The 18,061-nt window shown below is 47.6% G+C and carries 19 protein-coding genes and 1 tRNA gene; 13 read left to right on the top strand and 7 right to left on the bottom strand.

Annotated elements, in window-relative coordinates; translation table 11 throughout:
* The 4 genes from PKH29_10580 to PKH29_10565 all read right to left on the bottom strand — a co-directional run.
* Positions 1 to 367: hypothetical protein (locus PKH29_10580; protein ID HNX15280.1), on the bottom strand; the 367-nt coding region annotated here is incomplete at its 3' end.
* Positions 354 to 860 carry a SprT family zinc-dependent metalloprotease gene (locus PKH29_10575; GenBank protein ID HNX15279.1) on the bottom strand — a complete coding sequence of 169 codons (507 nt, stop codon included), beginning with the start codon at positions 858 to 860 and terminating at the stop codon, positions 354 to 356. The genes PKH29_10575 and PKH29_10580, both read right to left, overlap by 14 nt.
* Before the next feature lie 132 nt (positions 861 to 992).
* The gene (gene spoIVA / locus PKH29_10570; protein ID HNX15278.1) at positions 993 to 2,468 is read right to left on the bottom strand and encodes a stage IV sporulation protein A; all 1,476 of its coding nucleotides are present in this window, start codon (positions 2,466 to 2,468) and stop codon (positions 993 to 995) included.
* Between the two features lie 15 nt (positions 2,469 to 2,483).
* A complete protein-coding gene (locus tag PKH29_10565) occupies positions 2,484 to 4,004 on the bottom strand; it encodes a DUF3794 domain-containing protein (protein HNX15277.1) in 1,521 nt (506 codons plus the stop codon).
* A gap of 102 nt (positions 4,005 to 4,106) precedes the next feature.
* On the opposite strand from PKH29_10565, the gene PKH29_10560 reads away from it, so the two are divergent.
* Positions 4,107 to 4,463, top strand: coding sequence for a helix-hairpin-helix domain-containing protein (locus tag PKH29_10560; GenBank protein HNX15276.1), 357 nt, complete (start codon positions 4,107 to 4,109; stop codon positions 4,461 to 4,463).
* A 22-nt stretch (positions 4,464 to 4,485) separates the two neighbouring features.
* The gene (locus tag PKH29_10555; GenBank protein ID HNX15275.1) at positions 4,486 to 4,785 is read left to right on the top strand and encodes a Dabb family protein; all 300 of its coding nucleotides are present in this window, start codon (positions 4,486 to 4,488) and stop codon (positions 4,783 to 4,785) included.
* Positions 4,786 to 4,878: 93 nt separating this feature from the next.
* Here PKH29_10555 and PKH29_10550 read toward each other — a convergent pair whose 3' ends face one another.
* On the bottom strand, positions 4,879 to 5,733 hold the full coding sequence (locus tag PKH29_10550) for a sugar phosphate isomerase/epimerase (protein ID HNX15274.1): 855 nt from the start codon (positions 5,731 to 5,733) through the stop codon (positions 4,879 to 4,881).
* Between the two features lie 36 nt (positions 5,734 to 5,769).
* Positions 5,770 to 6,957 (bottom strand): homoserine dehydrogenase, encoded by a 1,188-nt coding sequence (locus PKH29_10545; protein HNX15273.1) that lies wholly within the window; start codon positions 6,955 to 6,957, stop codon positions 5,770 to 5,772.
* 198 nt (positions 6,958 to 7,155) lie between these two features.
* On the opposite strand from PKH29_10545, the gene PKH29_10540 reads away from it, so the two are divergent.
* From PKH29_10540 to PKH29_10495, 10 genes are all read left to right on the top strand, one after another.
* A tRNA-Leu gene (locus PKH29_10540) sits at positions 7,156 to 7,242 on the top strand.
* 76 nt (positions 7,243 to 7,318) lie between these two features.
* The gene (gene fabG, locus PKH29_10535; protein HNX15272.1) at positions 7,319 to 8,035 is read left to right on the top strand and encodes a 3-oxoacyl-ACP reductase FabG; all 717 of its coding nucleotides are present in this window, start codon (positions 7,319 to 7,321) and stop codon (positions 8,033 to 8,035) included.
* An 86-nt stretch (positions 8,036 to 8,121) separates the two neighbouring features.
* Positions 8,122 to 8,601: a preprotein translocase subunit YajC gene (gene yajC, locus PKH29_10530; GenBank protein HNX15271.1), complete on the top strand. Its 480-nt coding sequence runs from the start codon at positions 8,122 to 8,124 to the stop codon at positions 8,599 to 8,601.
* A 116-nt stretch (positions 8,602 to 8,717) separates the two neighbouring features.
* Complete coding sequence (locus PKH29_10525) at positions 8,718 to 9,086, top strand: TIGR04086 family membrane protein (protein HNX15270.1); 369 nt, start codon at positions 8,718 to 8,720, stop codon at positions 9,084 to 9,086.
* Between the two features lie 115 nt (positions 9,087 to 9,201).
* The gene (gene scfA / locus PKH29_10520) at positions 9,202 to 9,378 is read left to right on the top strand and encodes a six-cysteine ranthipeptide SCIFF (protein ID HNX15269.1); all 177 of its coding nucleotides are present in this window, start codon (positions 9,202 to 9,204) and stop codon (positions 9,376 to 9,378) included.
* 156 nt (positions 9,379 to 9,534) lie between these two features.
* Positions 9,535 to 10,938 (top strand): thioether cross-link-forming SCIFF peptide maturase, encoded by a 1,404-nt coding sequence (scfB, locus tag PKH29_10515; protein ID HNX15268.1) that lies wholly within the window; start codon positions 9,535 to 9,537, stop codon positions 10,936 to 10,938.
* Positions 10,928 to 11,554 carry a histidine phosphatase family protein gene (locus PKH29_10510; protein ID HNX15267.1) on the top strand — a complete coding sequence of 209 codons (627 nt, stop codon included), beginning with the start codon at positions 10,928 to 10,930 and terminating at the stop codon, positions 11,552 to 11,554. Before scfB ends, PKH29_10510 begins: the two co-directional genes overlap by 11 nt.
* 81 nt (positions 11,555 to 11,635) lie before the next feature.
* Positions 11,636 to 13,981 carry an endopeptidase La gene (lon, locus tag PKH29_10505; GenBank protein ID HNX15266.1) on the top strand — a complete coding sequence of 782 codons (2,346 nt, stop codon included), beginning with the start codon at positions 11,636 to 11,638 and terminating at the stop codon, positions 13,979 to 13,981.
* A 1-nt stretch (position 13,982) separates the two neighbouring features.
* Positions 13,983 to 14,558, top strand: a complete 576-nt coding sequence (gene yihA / locus PKH29_10500) for a ribosome biogenesis GTP-binding protein YihA/YsxC (protein ID HNX15265.1) — start codon at positions 13,983 to 13,985, stop codon at positions 14,556 to 14,558.
* The gene (locus PKH29_10495) at positions 14,542 to 15,348 is read left to right on the top strand and encodes a phosphotransferase (GenBank protein HNX15264.1); all 807 of its coding nucleotides are present in this window, start codon (positions 14,542 to 14,544) and stop codon (positions 15,346 to 15,348) included. The genes yihA and PKH29_10495 overlap by 17 nt, the downstream gene beginning before the upstream one ends.
* Here PKH29_10495 and PKH29_10490 read toward each other — a convergent pair.
* Complete coding sequence (locus PKH29_10490; protein ID HNX15263.1) at positions 15,345 to 16,223, bottom strand: AraC family transcriptional regulator; 879 nt, start codon at positions 16,221 to 16,223, stop codon at positions 15,345 to 15,347. The genes PKH29_10495 and PKH29_10490 overlap by 4 nt on opposite strands.
* A gap of 103 nt (positions 16,224 to 16,326) precedes the next feature.
* On the opposite strand from PKH29_10490, the gene PKH29_10485 reads away from it, so the two are divergent.
* Positions 16,327 to 17,343, top strand: a complete 1,017-nt coding sequence (locus PKH29_10485) for a uroporphyrinogen decarboxylase family protein (protein ID HNX15262.1) — start codon at positions 16,327 to 16,329, stop codon at positions 17,341 to 17,343.
* The last annotated feature ends 718 nt before the right edge of the window (positions 17,344 to 18,061 follow it).

Raw genomic sequence — 18,061 nt, 5'->3', positions numbered from 1 at the left:
GCAGCTCTTGAATCGGGAGTTCCATCGCCGGAGCAAACCAGGTAGTTTCTTTTCGGGCATGGAGTTCACAGCCCAAAAACGCTGCCGTGACGCCCGCACCAAACGCCTGGGTCCCGATATGAGGAAAACCTTCCCCCATATACTCTGTTTTCGAAAGTTCATAATCGAGCCGATCGATCAGCTGCTTCGGCGTCACCGAAAAGTCCGCTGCCGAGATAAAATTTAACATCGGATAGGGTGATTCATCACGGTCTGAGGCCTCTTTCTTAATTTCAATCGGTACGATCGGCCTTCCGAGTTTATTTTGGTACCAGAGTTCGTAATTTTTACGGAGTTTGCTCCAGTCAAAATCCTCAAATCTGGTCATCTTTTTTTCCTCCCAATAACGGGTTTTTAAGCAGCGCTCTTTTTATCTTATAGTCGGGCATGTATCTCTCGATCAGTGCATAGAACCGTTTTGAATGGTCTTTGTATTTGATATGCGCAAGCTCATGAACTACGACATAATTTATCGCCTCATCGGGATATGCCATCAGCCGCCATGAAAAACAAAGTGAGTTATTACCGTTACAGCTTCCGAATCGAGATTTGGCCGAAGTGATCTTGACAGCAGAGGGGAAAAGGTTCATGATACGTGAAAAGTCATTTACCTTTATAGGTAGTGTTTCAATTGCTCTTTGTCTCAGTGCGGTTTCATTTTCTGAGATAACCTTTTCAAAACGATTATGTAAAGTTTGCTTTTCGAGCTGTTTTTCAATCCATTGGGCATTTTTTTCCACAAAAGTATTTATTTTCGAATCCGGCATCATAAATGGCGCTTTGACAATCGGGACATTGTCTTTTCCGATTTTTAAAGACATGGTTTTTCGATCTGCGCGTATCAGCCGATAGTCATACATAAAAACGCTCCGAAATAGATTTTCCCGACGATTATAACATAAAAAAAAAACGCCCGCAATACGCGGGCGAACTATACACGAAAAATACCCTATCTAAAAGATGATACAGATGAGTCCGTTGCAGCCGTCATTGATGATCTTTTGTACGGTATCCTGCAATTTGACTCTGGCTTGAGGAGGCATATGGGTGAGTTTTGAATGCAGCCCTTCGTTGACAAGTTCATGGAGCGACTTGCCGAAGATGTTGGACTGCCAAATTTTTTCAGGCGATTCCTCATAATCTTTGAGAAGATACATCACGAGTTCTTCAGACTGCTTTTCGGATCCGACGACAGGGCGAATCTCAGTGCTGATGTCAGCGCGGATCATATGGATCGAAGGTGCGCCGGCTTTCAACCGGACGCCGTATCTTCCGCTCTGTTTCATAATCTCCGGTGGCTCAAGTGAGAGTTCCTCCATCGAGGGCATGACGATCCCGTAACCGGTCGCGTTGACTTCCTCGATGGCACTGCGGTATTTATCATAAATACCCTTGACCTCGGAAGCAGCTTTGATGAACTCAAACAGCGAGCCCTCGTCATCGATCTGCTGGCCTGTGATCTCACTCATCACACGGAAAAACAACGTCTGCTGCAGTCCGATCTCTATTTTCGCGCTGCCGTTTCCGTAATCGCGCCCGACAATATCCGCTTTTCTAATATGTTCGTTGGCGGCTACAGCGACCGGGAATGCATCCAGTTCTTTGATTTTGGTTACCGACTTTGCGGTCTCCTTCATTTTGGAGAGAAGCTCTGTTTTCAACCAGTAATCCGCAGGCAGTTTCATTAACCAATTCGGAACGTCAACCCAGATTTCGCGCAGCGGGAATTCATAGAGCACACTCCGTAAAATTTCGAGAATTTCTTCTTCATCCATTTTAAGGCAGTTGACACTAATGACACCGATTCCGTATTGCTGTTCGATCTCGGCCTTGACCGCAATCGCTCGTTCGGAAGTCGGATCGGTGCTGTTCAGGACGATGGCGAACGGCTTGTTGATCTCTCGCAATTCGTTGATTACTCGCTGTTCGGCCTCGGCATATTCAGCGCGCGGAATGTCGCTGATACTGCCGTCGGTAGTGACGACCAAACCAATGGTTGAGTGTTCTGTTATGACCTTTTTGGTGCCGACTTCCGCCGCCATGTTAAAGGGAACTTCTTGTTCAAACCACGGAGTCATAACCATTCTGGGCGCTTCGTTTTCAATATAGCCGATCGAGCTAGGGACGATGTAACCGACGCAGTCGATCATTCGCACTTTAAATTCGCCGTCGTCGTCGATGCGGACTTTGATGGCTTCTTCGGGGATAAACTTCGGCTCAGTGGTCATGATGGTGCGTCCGGCGGATGCCTGCGGAAGCTCATCGGTGGAGCGTTCTTTACGCGCGGTATCGGCAATGTTCGGAATGACGAGGGTCTCCATAAAGCGCTTGATAAACGTGGATTTTCCTGTTCTGACCGGACCGACAACGCCGATATAGATATCCCCTCCGGTCCGTTTTGCCATGTCTGTGTAAATGCTGCTTCCCATATTGTCACGCTCCTCTCAAACGGTGGGGATCAACAAGACGTCATCGTGGGTCAGCCGATCCGCTGTAATTCCGTTTTGCGTCTTGATTATGTCTGTCGAAGTATTGTAGGTCTTTGCAATTTCCCAAAGCTCTTCGCCTTCGCCTGCGAAACAAATTACCAGTGGACTCAGCGGAGGCGACTTTTTGACCGTTTCGTTGACTTTCAAATCGGTCATCAGTTTATAGACGACACTCTCACATTTCGTCACTGTTGCGGTGACATCTGTACGAATTTCCATGCCCGAACCGGTCTGAACGGACTTGCTTCCGCTGACCGACGCTTTCACCGAAAAATCGCCGCATTCGGCAGAGGCGTTGACATTCTGTCCGAATTCAAGCACTTTTTCGATAAAAGACAACTTTCCGTCTTCGTTTGAAGTCATAATCACCGCAGTCACCGACCCAAAGACGGTAATCTCTTCTTTTTCCGTCGAAAGTGAAACCGAATTGATTGAACACCTGGTATCAAGCACTTTTTCAATCGTCTGTCCGCTGAAGTCGACACCGCCGGAAGCAGTGCAGGGTACCTCGAAACGTTCACAGCTCGTAACTGCGGTAAAGTCTCCGTACTGCGCTTCTGATGCGAATTCACGACTGTAACCGTCAAAGAGCAAATCAACTGTCTCAATGAGATTGTTGACTGCGGTAATGCAGAGAATTAAGTCGAGAGTCATGCGGCGGTTGTCGCCGTCCGGCTGCGTGACCACATTCAGCGCATATGATACGACCGAAGCCGCCATTTCGATCTCGCTGTTTTCAGCCGAATCCAATTCGATAATCTGGCTGAACGGAATCGTGAATTTGATCGTATGAGGTGTTGAAGAACTGACGTCACCGAGATACAGTGCTTCGAGTGTTGCGTTTCCGCTGACGGCGACACGCCCCGATACCGCCTTGAAACCGCTGTCGGAAATGGTAAGGCGCGAACTCAGCAGCTTCATCACCGAAGGCCGGGAGTTTTCAAGTTCTAAATCCTCACTGAATGTGAATTGGCGGTTGAAGGAAGACAAAAACCGTTTGATCGTCACATTCTGCCTTTTTAATTCAATCTCGGCGCCTTCAATGCTATCCAGCAGTTCTTCGCGTTTTGCTCCCTTGACATCGGTGTCCAGCAAAAACGATCCGAACAGATCGATTTTGCGAGACGAAATCGGCTGCGCGGAGCATCTTTGGAGGCGAGGGGTCACAAAGACCGCACAGTCAGGCGGTACCGCAGCGTCCACCGTCTGCCGCCAGGCCGTTGTCTGGTTGGCGCTGCACAATTCTCCGTCGGGCGACCGATAGAGTGTGCAAAACCGGATATTTCCTTCTATGATGATTTTTTGTTCCGCGATCTGTCTCCCTGTGACGAATACCTCCGCTTCGGACCGCAGAACACGTTGAACCTCGGGGAGATAATCGGGGATCACCGCCTGCGAATCCACTCGCACCTCGGGTTTTGCCGAGAGCAGCGTTACAGAGGAGCCGATGCTTTTCTTATTCATTTTCATCTGCATATATTGTCTCTCCTTTACACTCGTATGTGCCAATTGTTATGCTTTGAGTTGCGTTTTTATGTAATGTGCGTTAAAATTACATCGGTGCCGGAGGTGACATTTTTGTCGAAAACCATCAAAGCTGTCTGTATCGTGCTTGCGGTATTGTCCGCAGGCTTGATTGGGCTTTCGGTTTACAAGATAAAAACCGCCGCCCCGCATATCGGAGCTGCGATCTACGCCTCGCAATGGACGCCCGCAATCGACCTTCCGAACGGAAAAATTAACATTAATAACGCTTCGAAAGATGAACTGATGCTGCTGCCCGGCATCGGCGAACTGCTGGCGGAGCGGATCATCGCGTACCGCGATGAAAGCGGTGGGTTCTTTTCTAAGGATGAGATTAAAGAAGTGCAGGGCATCGGCGATGGAAAATACGAGGCCATCCGCCACTATATTACGATTGGCGCATCTTATTAATTATTTCTATCAGGAGGATATCATGGTCAGACACATCGTCATGTGGAATTTCAAAGAGGAATTCACCGAGGAAGAAAACATTAAAAACGCACAAAAAATCAAAACCGAACTGGAAGCGCTGACTTCTAAAATCGAAGGGGTCATTTCGTTGAAAGTGATGATTTCAACGCTGCCATCAGGTAACCGTGCCGTAGTGTTGAACAGCTTGTTCACCGACGAAGACGCGCTTAAAAATTATATCGTCCATCCCGAACACGTCCGCGTCGGCACCATTGTCAGAGCGGCTCTCACCGACCGCGTCTGCGCCGATTACATTGAATAATGCATATAAAAAACAGGGGCGGTCTAAAAACCGCTCCTGCTTTTATAAGTCCAACTGTTAAAATGTTCCATGTGGAACATTATTCGTATTGAATTATAGTTTCAAATCTGCAATCTGCTTTTTCAAAAAGTCCACTGCGACCTTAATGTCCTTTTCCGGTGAAGCACCGGCTTCGCGTTCGACCGTCAAAAATCCGTTATAGCCGGACGCCTTTAATGCGGGCAGGTACTTCTCGAAATGCACATCGCCGGTGCCGAGTACGACTTCACGGAAATATTCGGGGCGCTCACCCATCTCCTCGTGCTTGACTAACCCGTAAATGACCTCGGGATCTTCTTTTTTCAGCATGATGCCGTCTTTTGCATGGGTGTGAACGGCTAACGGGCCGAGGATTTTTGCGGCTTCGACGCTGTTTTCACCGAGCACCATCGCCAGATTCGCGGGGTCGAGGTTGACCGCAACACCCTTAACGCCGAGCTCTTTGATAAAACGTGCAAGCGTCGCTGCGGGTTCGGGACCGGTCTCGACGGCAAAGTAAGCACCGCACTTTTCGGCGTATTCGCCAAGTTTATAGCAAGCGCGCTGCATGATGTCGTAACGGGGATTATTACGGTCTGCGGGAATCAAGCCAATGTGCGTGGTCACGACTTTACAGTCAAGTTCGAGTGCCATATCGATGATGCGTTTGGAACGCTCGATACGGTCGGGATTTTCTTCCTCATTCATAAAACCGTGGCCGCCGAAGTCACCGCACAGCGCCGAGAAGACCAATCCGTTGGAGCGAACATAGTCAAGCGCCTCACGCTGCTGTTTGGTATTGAGAGTTGTCGGGCTGAACGCGCCGATAGTAGCATAGGCTTGAATGCCGTCTGCACCGACGGCTGCGGCTCTTTTTACACCCTCTTCAAAACCGACCCTGAAGGAATCGACGATAACACCTATTTTCATAATCTGACCTTCCTTTCAAAGATAGGTATGTACTTTTTATTTTAAAATTGGAAATACGGTCGCGGTGATTGAAAGCTCTTTTAACTTTCCTTCTAATTCGGAATCTGTGAAGAGACCGGCGATATAGCCGACCGCATTTCCGGCAGACAAACGTCTTAAGTTCCCGAGCAAAGCGAGTTTTTTTGTGTCGGTTTCGTTTACTCTGAGTAAAAATTCGTATTTGCTGTCATCCGGAATAAAGGAAGTCGTATCTTCCCAGAACATATTACGCTGACTCTGCTTTTCACGCGTGCAGTCGATGACGTCGGAGATCACAGCACTTGCGGTCGGGAATTTACCCGCACCTTTGCCGTAAAACATCACGTCGCCGGTAGCATCTCCGTCAACGATAATACCGTTAAAGACGTCGTTAACGGATGAAAGCTGATTGGAATTGTCCACAACCATCGGACGGACACAGGCGCTCACACCATTGCCGACCGGTTTTGCTCTGCCGATCAACTTTATGCAGCCGCCGCAAGCACGCGCCAGCTTGATATCGTCGAGGGTGATCTGCCGGATACCGGTCGTGGGGATAATATCGGGTTGGGGGTGTTTTTTAAAGCAAAGACCGCTCAAAATTGAGGTTTTGCGGGCACAGTCATGCCCATCCACATCCGCCGACGGATTCAACTCGGCGTAACCGAGTTTTTTGGCGGTAGCAAGAGCGTCTTCAAAACTCATATTGTCGGTTTCCATCTTGGTCAGGATGAAGTTGGTCGTCCCGTTTAATATACCGTAAACGCTGCTAAACTTGTCAGCAGCGAGACATTGGTTGATCGGTTTTAGCAGCGGAACGCCGCCGCCGACACTGGCTTCGAATTTCAACATCGCACCGGACTGTTTAGCGTAACCCATCAACTCTGTTCCGCGCGTTGCGATCATCTCTTTGTTTGAAGTGACGACGTTTTTCCCGGCTTTCAGGCATCGAGAGACAAATTCAAATGCCGCACCGGTGCCGCCGATAGTTTCGACGACGGTCGAGACCTCCGGGTCGTTTTCAATGATTGAAAAATCCTTGATAAAAAGGTTGTTATATTCCAATTCAGTGAAATCTTTGATGTCCAAAATGTATTTCAGGCACATCGATTCACCGACCGCCATTTCAATTTTGTCCCGGTTGCGCATGAACAGTTGTGCCGTCCCCGAACCGACTACGCCGTGACCCATGATTGCGAATTTCACCTTAACAACCTTCCTTTCATGAAGCGTTTGAAAAATATCAAACTGCCTCCGTAATCTCGGCATTACCCAGTTGGCAATGCTTAATAAGCGCCATTATAACACAACATTTGCCCATTGGCAAGTAATGCAAACTCTAAAAAATTCGGTATTGCAAAAACAGGAAAGAGATGTTATAATAGCTTTCGCATCGGGGCACATGCCGGTGTGATGGAATTGGTAGACGTAGTGGACTCAAAATCCACCGGTAGCGATATCGTGCCGGTTCGAGTCCGGCCACCGGCACCATCAATCTCGAGCAATACGCGCCGTTAGGCGCGTATTTTGATTTATTTTTGTTTGAAAAGGGGAGAACACGGCAACAATGAAAAAAGTGTTGATCACCGGCTCTTCCGGAGGAATCGGCGCAGCAACCGCCCGGCTTTTTGCCGAAAGCGGATATTATGTAGCATTGCATTATCATCAATCAGAAGGAATCGCACATTCACTCGAACAAGAATTTGGTGAATATGCATTTGCGGTGAAAGCCGACATTTCGGATTCGGCGCAGGTTAAGGCGATGTTTTCGGCGGTACTGGAACGCTTCGGCGGAATTGACGTACTGATCAACAACGCTGGTATCGCAGAGTTCTCTCTCTTCACCGACATCACGGACGAACAGTGGCGCAGGATGTTCGCGGTCAATGTTGACGGCTGCTTTTATTGCTGCCGTGAAGCGCTACCGTATATGATCTCTCAAAAATCCGGTACGATCATCAACGTCTCATCCATTTGGGGCATCACAGGCGGTTCCTGCGAGGTTCATTATTCAGCCTCAAAAGCTGCCGTCATCGGATTGACAAAAGCTTTGGCCAAAGAAGTAGGCCCTTCAGGGATCATGGTAAACTGCATTGCACCGGGCATAATCGATACCAAGATGAACCGGAGCCTCTCGGGTGGAGACATCACAAGCTTATTAGATGAGACGCCGCTGCAAAAGATCGGAACGCCTTTCGAAATCGCAAAAACCGCTTTGTTTTTATCAGAATCCGAATTTATCACCGGTCAGGTGATCAGCCCGAACGGAGGATTCGTGATTTGAAAATTTCTCTTGCCTTGTAAGAAAAAATATTGTATAATTTTTCGCGAGAAGTGAATTTTTCTCAGAAATTGAAAGGATTGTATGAAATGAACGTATTTTTCTCGATGATAGGCAGATTGCTTGAGGCCGCCACTCCGTCTACAGATGTATTGACTGCGGCAACGACAGGCGCTTCTGTTACGTCTGTTGTTAATTCTGTCGTAAACACTGTCGTTGACTCGACTGCATCCACGGCAAGCACGGCTTCCGGCGCCGCCTCTCTGTTCGGGGGCAGCAGTATTTGGTCAACGGTTCTACTTTTCGGCGTATTGATTCTCGCGATGTATTTTCTGATGATCCGCCCGCAGAAAAAGCGTGACAAAGAGCAGAAGATGATGCGTGATGCGCTTTCCGTCGGCGATGAGATCGTCACGATTGGCGGCATCTCGGGTACTGTTGTCAGCGTCCGTGAGGATTCGGTAATCATCGAGACCGGTTCCGACCGCGATAAGCTGAAGATCATGAAATGGGCAATCCAAACCATCACTGCAATGCGCAAATCTGCTGATGATTCATCGAAAGAATAACGATAAATCGTTGGCGCTAAAAACGGAATAAAACGCACCCTCCCGGCATAGTTTTTCATAACTTGATTCGAGAGGGTTTTTTTATGTCTGCGGCTGAACCCGGTAACGGAAATCCTATGAAAAAGATCATCCTTTATGCGGTATTTTCGATTTTGATTTCAACCGCTGTATGTCTTGCGACGGCGATTATTTTCAGCGCCGGCGCATCGGTTTGCTATATCGGAGCGGTCGGGTGGATCCTCTGCGGCATTACAGGTCTTACCGGTGGTCTGATGAGTGCTCGGGCTATTCGGAGAAAGTGCGTCCTAAACGGAATGCTCTGCGCTTTTTTCGCATTCGTCATTCTCTTTGTGCTTGGGTTGTTTTTCGGAAACGGCGTGATGTTCTTGACATTTTTCATCAAACTCGCTGTATGCCTTGTCTCAGGCGCTGTGGGAGGTTTTATCGGTGCCGGAAATAAGCATCGGAAAAGCCGGGCCCATTAACTAAAGTAAAAATTTATTCCTAAAAACTTGAAAGATCAAACTCGTTGTGGTATAATCAAGTACCGGAAAACCCTATTTTTGTTTTCCGCAGATAAAATTTCGGAGGTTTACTATTATGAGCCATATCAAGACCATTACCGGAGCACGGCTTACCGCCAGTGTCAAGAACGGCGGATGCGGTGAGTGTCAGGCGTCCTGCCAGTCGGCTTGCAAAACCTCTTGCACGGTTGCCAATCAAAAATGCGAAAACAGCAAAAACAATCGCCGTTTTTCTCCGAAAACTTCAAAATAACGATTTCTGCATGAGGGCCGCCTCTCTATGCGGGGTCGGCCCTTTTTGTTGTCTCGGAAAGGAAAAGTTTGAAAAAAGATTTTTCAATCCCGGAGCTTTTTTCCCTACGTCGAAAAACCAAACGTCCCGGATTGGGTGTAAGGATGGCTTGAAAAGATGCTGCACAAATATGAGTTGAACGGGTATCGAATTGCAATTGATACAAACAGCGGCGCTGTCCATGTGTTGGACAAGCTCGCCTATGAGCTATTGAACTACACTTCGTTTGAAATGACAAAAGACACGCCCGAAGCAGCCTATCAACACGGTACGCGCGAGGATGTCGACACCTGCTGGAACGAATTACGCGAACTGCGTGATCGGGGCGAACTCTTTTGCCCGGACGATGAACGCCTTGCCGCATACAGAACCGGTTCTGCACCTGTAAAGTCGATGTGCCTGCTGATTGCGCATGACTGCAATATGAAGTGCGAATACTGTTTTGCGGACGAGGGGTGTTTTGGCGGGGAGCGTAATTGGATGACCGAAGAGGTAGCAAAAACTGCAATTGACTTTTTAATCGAGAAGTCCTGCAGTCGGCATAACCTTGAGGTGGACTTTTTCGGCGGGGAACCGCTGCTCAATTTCGGCGTGGTCAAAAAGACGGTGGAATACGCGCGCTCACTCGAGCAAAAGCACAACAAGACTTTCCGCTTTACGATTACCACGAATGGCGTTCTGCTCGATGATGAAAAGATCGACTTTATCAATCGTGAGATGTCAAATGCCGTCCTGTCGCTTGACGGCAGAAAAGAAGTTCACGATCGAATCCGAACCAAGAAAGACGGTGGCGGCACCTACGATGCCGTTGTTTCGAAATTTCAAAAACTCGTTTCCTTGAGAAAAAGCAACTTGCCCGACAAGAAGGACTACTATCTCAGAGGAACATTTACCCGTTATAACCTCGATTTCACAAACGATGTGTTTCATATCGCGGAACTCGGTTTTGATCAGCTCTCGGTCGAGCCGGTAGTCGCTCCGGACAGCGCGCCTTATTCGCTGCGAAAAGAGGACTTGCCGCGAATTTTTAACGAATATGAAACTCTGGCAGAACGCATCGTCGAACATCGTAATAATGGCGGCTATTTCAACTTTTTCCACTTCATGATCGATCTGGAGGGTGGTCCATGCGCCATCAAACGCGTCAAGGGCTGCGGCTGCGGAAATGAGTACGTTGCCATCGCAGCGAATGGGGACATCTATCCCTGCCACCAGTTTGTAGGCGTCGCTGCCAAAAAGATGGGCAGCGTTATGGACGGAAGCATAGATCTTACTATGAAATCGGAATTTGCGGCAGCTGATATCTTTACAAAAGAGGAATGCCAGAAGTGCTGGGCAAAATTCTTTTGCAGCGGCGGCTGCAACGCCAATAATTATCTGTATCGCGGTAATATTTTAAAACCATATGAGATGTCCTGTGAGATGGAACGAAAACGGATCGAGTGCGCTGTTATGATCAAAGCGGCACTGGCAGAACTAGAACAAGAAAACGAAAGCGAAGAACAACAAGATGCCGTATAAAATCTATCTGATCAGACACGCAAACGCCACCACCGAACCGATTATCCTCGGCAGTACCGACCGCCCCCTAACCCCGAAAGGTGAACAACAGGCGGCGGAATGCGGCAAATTATTAAAGGCATATCCGGTCGACGCGGTGTTTTCCAGCCCGCTAAAAAGAGCTTTTCAAACCGCAAAGGCGGCTTATCCCGACAAGACCCCGATCATCATCGACGGCCTTCGGGAATACGGATTCGGAGACCTTGAAGAAAAGCCATATGCGCAGTATTTCAACGACGACAGGACCTTTGATCTGGATCGGATGCTCGCAATCGCCTTCGATAAACACAATGCAGAGAAGCAAAAGGACTTTTTAGATCGTATCTTCGCGGCATTTTCTAAGATCATCGAGAGCTGCATGAAAACCGGCGTCTGCACGATTGCGGTCTTTTCCCACGGCGGAACCATCTCGACGCTGATGGCGGCGTTTTCTTATCCGAAATATGAGAGTTTAAGCTGCTGGCTGCCGGATAACTGCAGCGGTTATGTGCTCAAAACCGATCCGGCGCTTTGGATGCGCGATCGCATCGTAGAAAACATTGGCCACATCGAATATGGTCGCATCGAATGCGATTAAATTATCGAAAAGGAACGGGAATCATCCATTAAAACATCGATTACAAATACAAATACAAAACGGAACGAAGAGGGGATCGGCATGGCCAAGGTTCTGGTAAACACAAACATCTCAAAATTCGAAAATATCCCTATGATCGCGCTTCGCGGCGTAGTGCTGTTTCCGGAAATGACACTGCGTTTTGACGTCTCGCGCCAAAAATCAGTCGCGGCGCTTCAGCATGTGTCGGAAAGTGACCAGCAGCTGATCTTCCTTGCGGCTCAGACCAACACAGAGACTCAAAACCCGCATAAAGAAGACATCTATGAAGTCGGCACGATCGGTAAAATCAAGCAGATCATCAAAACCGCGCCGGACAGCTATGCGGTATTGGTCGAGGGCATTTTGCGGGCAAAAACCAACACTTATATTCAGATGAAGCCATTTTTTATGGTCAATATCGAACGCGTCATTGAAAAAACACCCTTGCACAATACGACGGTCAGCGAAGCGCTTGTTCGCACCGCACACCGCATTTTCTCAGAATATTTCGAACTTAATGACAACACCGCGCGCGAAATATTAACAAGCGCGCTTTCAAAAACTCAGCCGGGTATTCTTTCGGATTTTATCGCCTCCAATTCCATGATGCCCTTTGAAGAGCAGCAGGCGATCTTAGAAGAAAAAAGCCACATTGCACGGCTTAAGCGGGTCATTTCACTGCTTTCGCATCAAAATTCCGTCCTCAAGCTCGAAAACGAGATTGAGGATAAAGTCCGTGTCTCGATGGATAAGAACCAGCGTGATTATTTTCTCAAAGAACAACTCCGTACCATCTCTGAAGAACTCGGTGAAGAGAGCGAGATGGACGAATATCTCGATTATAAAAAGCGCATTCAAGCGTTGAAAATCTCTCCGGAGATCACCGAAAAACTTGAAAAAGAGGCGTTAAAACTCGTCAAAATGCCTCTTGGCTCACAGGAAGCGACAATCATCCGCAATTATCTTGATTGCTGCCTTGATCTGCCGTGGAGTATAAGCGTATCCAAAACACATACCATCGAGCAGATGAAAGCCATTCTTGACAAAGATCATTACGGCCTGCAAAAAGTAAAAGATCGAATCCTTGAACACTTGGCCGTGGAACTCCTTTCACCGGATATCAAAGGGCAGGTGATCTGCCTTGTCGGGCCTCCTGGCACCGGCAAAAGCTCGGTCGCTCGTTCCATCGCACGGGCCGGCGGCAGGAATTTCGCCACAATATCACTCGGCGGCGTCCGGGACGAAGCCGATATCCGCGGCCACCGCAAGACCTATGTTGGCGCCATGCCCGGCCGGGTCGTAAACGCCCTGATTGCAGCAAAATCAAATAATCCCGTGATTCTGCTCGATGAGATCGACAAGCTCGGCAACGATTACCGGGGTGATCCCTCCTCGGCGCTGCTTGAACTGCTCGATTCCGAACAGAATTGTGCATTTGTCGACCACTTCATCGAACTTCCGTTCGATCTCTCGAATGTGCTGTTCATCACGACTGCGAACTATTATGAGAATATTCCCGAGCCGCTGCGCGACCGCATGGAGATCATCAACCTCACAAGCTATACCCGCGAGGAAAAACGCAATATCGCAAAGTTTCATTTGATCCCGAAGCAACTAAAAAAGCACGGCTTGAAAAAACCCCAGCTCTCTATCAGCGACGATTCCGTCAACGCGATCATCGATAACTATACCCGCGAGGCGGGTGTGCGGGAACTGGAGCGCGAAATTGCCGGCATCTGCCGCAAGACCGCACTTTCCATCGCTTCGGGCGAGACTACAAAGGTTGCTGTCAAAGCGGATAATCTCGAAAAGTATCTCGGCCCGGCAAAATTTAAGTCGGACATGGCGGTAGACAATGAAGTTGGTGTCGCGACCGGACTTGCCTGGACGGCCATCGGCGGCGACACGCTTCAAATCGAAGTCAGCGTACTTGAGGGCAGCGGAAAACTTGAGCTCACAGGTTCACTCGGCGACGTTATGAAAGAGTCGGCACGGGCTGCGGTCAGCTATATTCGAAGCGCCTGTGACAAACTTGGAGTCGACAAAGAGTTTTATAAGACAAAAGATTTGCACATCCACGTCCCCGAGGGTGCGGTTCCGAAAGACGGACCTTCCGCGGGCATCACCATCACCACCGCACTCGTCTCTGCGTTGTCCGGAAAACCGGTTCGCAAGAATCTTGCGATGACAGGTGAAATGACTTTACGGGGCAGGGTACTTCCGATCGGCGGTCTTAAGGAAAAAGCTATGGCGGCTTACCGCATGGGCATGAAAACCGTGATCATCCCAGAAGAAAACAAACCCGACCTGTTCGAGATCGACAAGACGGTGAAAGATGCGTTAGAGTTTATCCCGGTTCGGAATATCGACGAAGTTCTGGGCCAGGCGCTGGTTTCGGGGAATTGAAATGTTAAATTTCGAAACGATCACCTTTGAGACGTCGTTCGGTTTCAGTGAACAATTGTTTGCGTCCGACCGGCCCGAGGTTGTCTTTACAGGCCGCTCCAACGTCGGAAAATCCAGTTTAATCAACAAACTTTGCAATAAAAAGTCCATGGCCAGGGTAGGTCAGACCCCCGGAAAAACGGTGACGATCAATTTCTATCTGCACTCACAATTTCGTCTGGTCGACTTGCCCGGTTATGGCTATGCCAAACGCGCCAAGACCCGCAAGGACGACTGGGGCGAATTGATGGAAGATTATTTTAAGAGCGGCAGGGATATCCGGCTGGCAGTCGCTTTAATGGACATTCGCCTTGAACCAACCGACGACGACAAAATGATGCTTGATTTTTTGCTCAGGGCTGATGTACCGTTCGTGATCGCGGCTACGAAAGCCGACAAACTGAATAAGACCGAACTTGCAACATTTCGCAGCAATTTCCCTAAAATCCATGAAAACCGGTTGATTGCAGTATCGGCATTAAATGGTATTGGGATCGACGACTTGAAGAGGGCTATTGAAGATGCCTGCGGAGATTGATTTTTCTGCACTCCCCAAAAAAATATCCGTAAAATTACCCAAAGAGAGCACCGAGATCGTGGTTGTCAAAGATAAGCCGCGGTCAAAGGTGCTCTGTTTTGATCATAAATGTTATTTAAAAATTACTTCCGACGGGTATCTGAAAAATGAGCCAGAGATGTCGGCGTTTTTGTCTGATTACGGTTTGGCGCCGAAAGTCATCACCTCCTGCCGAAAGGGTGAAAACGGCTGGTTGCTGACCGAGGCCGCACAAGGGACAAACGCCTTAGATATGATTCAAATCAATCCTAAAGAGACGCTGTTTACATACGGTAAAACTCTGCGCAAGCTGCATGATCTGCCGATCAAAGACTGCCTGTGCGAAAATCGAGCGGAATCGATGTTAAAACGTGCCGCCGGAAAGTTTTTCGAAGGGAAAGCGGAGGCCGATTTGCTCGAATATTGCGGTATCAAAACGATTTCCGATGCCTACAGCGAAATGCTGTTATTATCGAAGCACGCGGGAAAACCATCGGTCATCCACGGCGACGCCTGCCTGCCGAATTTGATCGTCGGAGAAAATAAAGACAGCGCAACGTTCATCGACTGCGGTAACGGCGGAATTGGCAACCGGAATTACGATCTGTTTTGGGCACTCTGGTCGATTCACTTTAACTTGAAAACCGATCAATACGACAAGGATTTTTGGCGCGGCTACGGCAAAAGTCCCGACGAAAAGGCCATGCGGTTGTTCGGTTTGATCTCAGCGTTTAACGGTTATCGCGGTCGGGACTATTATCATTTATTCTAAAGTGAAGATGATTTTAATTTCTTTTGGTATTGCGTTGGGCTCATCCCTGCATAGTGCTTGAACACGCTTGAAAAATATGAGGACGATGAAAAGTCCAGCACAAACGCGGTCTCGGTGACCGACCGGGTCTCGAGCAGCTTTTTGGCGCGCTGGATTTTTAAATAATTGATGTAATCTCCGGGCGTCTCACCGGTCGAGGCCTTAAACAGCTTTTTAAAATACGATAGCGATAAGCCGATATGCTCAGCCGCGTCAGACAGCGTGATTTTGTTTTCAAGGTTTTCCTTGATAAAGAGTTCGGCTTGTGCGATTTTAGCGGGTTTCGGTGGGAGTTTTTTATTAGCGCAAAAATTTTTGGTCAAAAACAACGTTAAAGCCGATACACCTAGCATTTTTCGTATCGGATCGATCAGCGGGATATATCCGAACGCTTCTTTCATCAGCTGATAACTGCGTGCGTCTCCTTTAAAATGACGCGTCTCAGTGTTCAACAGCGCCGATTTCAAATGTCGGACGTTTTCTTTGTCATAGAACAAAAAGTCTTCTTTTGTCATCTCAAGCTGCATCCAATAGATTTCAAATTTGCCCTGCGGTTCACTTCCCGAACCATGCAGTTCGTCGGGAAAAGTGACGAATATATCCCCGCCTGTCAGATGATAAACTTCATCGCCGATGTGGTAGGTTTGGTTTCCGCGCACGATATAGCAAAGCTCCATGCAACCGGGATGAATGTGCATCGTCAGCGGAGCAGAGGCCTTTTGACTCGAAAAATGCCCAAACAGCCGAATCCCGGGCACGCCGAGTTCCTTGTCGGTATAAGTCTGCCATTCGCAATTGAGTATAAAATTATAATCGTTGATCAAATAATCAGACATAGGGCAACTCCTTGATATGCGAAATCGTATTCAAAACGAATTTGAATGCAATCCGATATTGATACTGTATAATAGAAACAGAGTTTTGTAAAGGGGAATTTTTATGACTTCACGCGAACGGGTATTTAAAACATTGAACCACGAGGAAATCGACCGGTTTCCGAGAACCTTATGGGCTCTTCCCGGAGTGGGGCTTTTTAAAGCGGATCTTCTTGCCGATTTCTACAAACGCTTTGAAATGGATATTTTCAATCCGAGAATCAACTACGGTAAAAGCCGTTATGCCCAGGGCACTCCGGGCCGCAAGGGTAATTACATCGACGAGTTCGGTTGTTTTTGGACTGCCGCCGAAGAGGGCATTGTCGGCGAAGTGAAAAAGCCGGTTTTAGAGGATTGGGACGACTTTGATGATTACCGTTTCCCGACCGAACTGATTGACGAGCTCGACCTAACCGGTTTTGACGAGCAGTATAAAAACACTGACAAGTTCGTTTTGGCAAACACTTATATTCGCCCGTTTGAGCGCATGCAGTTCATGCGCGGCACCGAGAACCTTTTCATCGATTTGGCCTCCGGTGAGCCGATGCTTGAAAAGCTGGCAGGCAAACTGCACGATATGAGCATGAAAGAACTCGATCTGCTGACCGACCGCGCCATCGATGCTGTGTCGTTCATGGATGACTGGGGGACGCAGATATCGCTGCTCATTTCCCCGAAGACCTGGGAGCAGATTTTCAAGCCGATGTATAAGGATTACAGCGATCTCGCGCATTCCAAGGGCAAGAAGATTTTCTTCCACTCCGACGGCAACATTGAGGCCATTTATCCGCATCTGGTCGAAATCGGGATCGATGCGATCAATTCCCAACTGTTTTGCATGAACATAGAAAACGTGGTCGACAAGTATGGCGATAAAGTCACCTTCTGGGGCGAAATCGACCGTCAGCACATCCTGCCGTTCGGCACGACTGACGAGGTTAAAAAAGCCGTCAACCGCGTGGCTTCTGCAGTCATCAAGAAAAACGGCAAACGCACCGGCGCATTCGCCCAGTGCGAATGGAACGCCTTTGACCCGTATCAAAATATTCTGACCGTATTCGAGGAATGGGATAAACAATAGGTAATAATCGTCCGCAAGAATCACCATCAATGGATATTTAAAAAAGGCGTACCGCTTAAGTGCGCCTTTATAGTCCTGCGAAAACCGGAGTATCGAGTGTATAGTTTATTCTCTTGAATTCATTTGTAAAATGTGGTATTAATAGATCATACCATTAACTTCCATCAAATTAAAAACGAAAGGGCGATATAATGAAAGTTTCATTTTTCAAAGATGAATCATATTTTTATTCTCCTTCAACGAGCATATCGTATATTTGGAAGAATACAGAGCAGGTAAACACGAATAAAATCCAACAAGACCCGTAAAATGCGTCCTTCGATATTGGATTGGATTTTAGGAATTTGTTGTTTTATTTGTGCAATTGTTTTACAATTCCTTGAAAAGGGCTTTTGGGTGTTTATTTTAATGCCTTTTATCGTTTTCCCGCTTCATGAATTTTGCCATATTCATTATGCACTGATTATGAAGAAAAAAGTAATTGGTATTTGCTTTTTACCTTATAATTACGAATTTACATTGTTTAAACCGAGCGCATATGTAAAATTTGATTTTAATTATATCAAAAAAATTCATCTGATCATGTTCAGTATATTTCCCCTCATACTTCTTACGATATTGCCATATCTTCTTTCAATTTTTATACCTTCACTCTGGCATTATTTATTTAATATCGCAGTACTTAATTTTCTTTATTCGATATTTGATGTATTAAATT

The sequence above is a fragment of the Oscillospiraceae bacterium genome, assembly GCA_035353335.1.
GTDB lineage: Bacteria > Bacillota > Clostridia > Oscillospirales > JAKOTC01 > DAOPZJ01.
Note: the sequence above shows the minus strand (reverse complement) of the source record. Positions and strands in the feature narration are given on the sequence as shown.

Excerpts from the sequence above, each read along its gene's own strand:
- PKH29_10485 (HNX15262.1), top strand. The coding sequence starts at position 16,327 with ATGACTTCACGCGAACGGGTATTTAAAACATTGAACCACGAGGAAATC.
- PKH29_10525 (HNX15270.1), top strand. The coding sequence starts at position 8,718 with ATGAAAAAGATCATCCTTTATGCGGTATTTTCGATTTTGATTTCAACC.
- scfB (HNX15268.1), top strand. The coding sequence starts at position 9,535 with ATGCTGCACAAATATGAGTTGAACGGGTATCGAATTGCAATTGATACA.
- yajC (HNX15271.1), top strand. The coding sequence starts at position 8,122 with ATGAACGTATTTTTCTCGATGATAGGCAGATTGCTTGAGGCCGCCACT.
- PKH29_10490 (HNX15263.1), bottom strand. The coding sequence starts at position 16,223 with ATGTCTGATTATTTGATCAACGATTATAATTTTATACTCAATTGCGAA.
- PKH29_10565 (HNX15277.1), bottom strand. The coding sequence starts at position 4,004 with ATGCAGATGAAAATGAATAAGAAAAGCATCGGCTCCTCTGTAACGCTG.
- scfA (HNX15269.1), top strand. The coding sequence starts at position 9,202 with ATGAGCCATATCAAGACCATTACCGGAGCACGGCTTACCGCCAGTGTC.
- PKH29_10575 (HNX15279.1), bottom strand. The coding sequence starts at position 860 with ATGTCTTTAAAAATCGGAAAAGACAATGTCCCGATTGTCAAAGCGCCA.
- PKH29_10510 (HNX15267.1), top strand. The coding sequence starts at position 10,928 with ATGCCGTATAAAATCTATCTGATCAGACACGCAAACGCCACCACCGAA.
- lon (HNX15266.1), top strand. The coding sequence starts at position 11,636 with ATGGCCAAGGTTCTGGTAAACACAAACATCTCAAAATTCGAAAATATC.
- PKH29_10555 (HNX15275.1), top strand. The coding sequence starts at position 4,486 with ATGGTCAGACACATCGTCATGTGGAATTTCAAAGAGGAATTCACCGAG.
- yihA (HNX15265.1), top strand. The coding sequence starts at position 13,983 with ATGTTAAATTTCGAAACGATCACCTTTGAGACGTCGTTCGGTTTCAGT.
- PKH29_10550 (HNX15274.1), bottom strand. The coding sequence starts at position 5,733 with ATGAAAATAGGTGTTATCGTCGATTCCTTCAGGGTCGGTTTTGAAGAG.
- fabG (HNX15272.1), top strand. The coding sequence starts at position 7,319 with ATGAAAAAAGTGTTGATCACCGGCTCTTCCGGAGGAATCGGCGCAGCA.
- PKH29_10495 (HNX15264.1), top strand. The coding sequence starts at position 14,542 with ATGCCTGCGGAGATTGATTTTTCTGCACTCCCCAAAAAAATATCCGTA.
- spoIVA (HNX15278.1), bottom strand. The coding sequence starts at position 2,468 with ATGGGAAGCAGCATTTACACAGACATGGCAAAACGGACCGGAGGGGAT.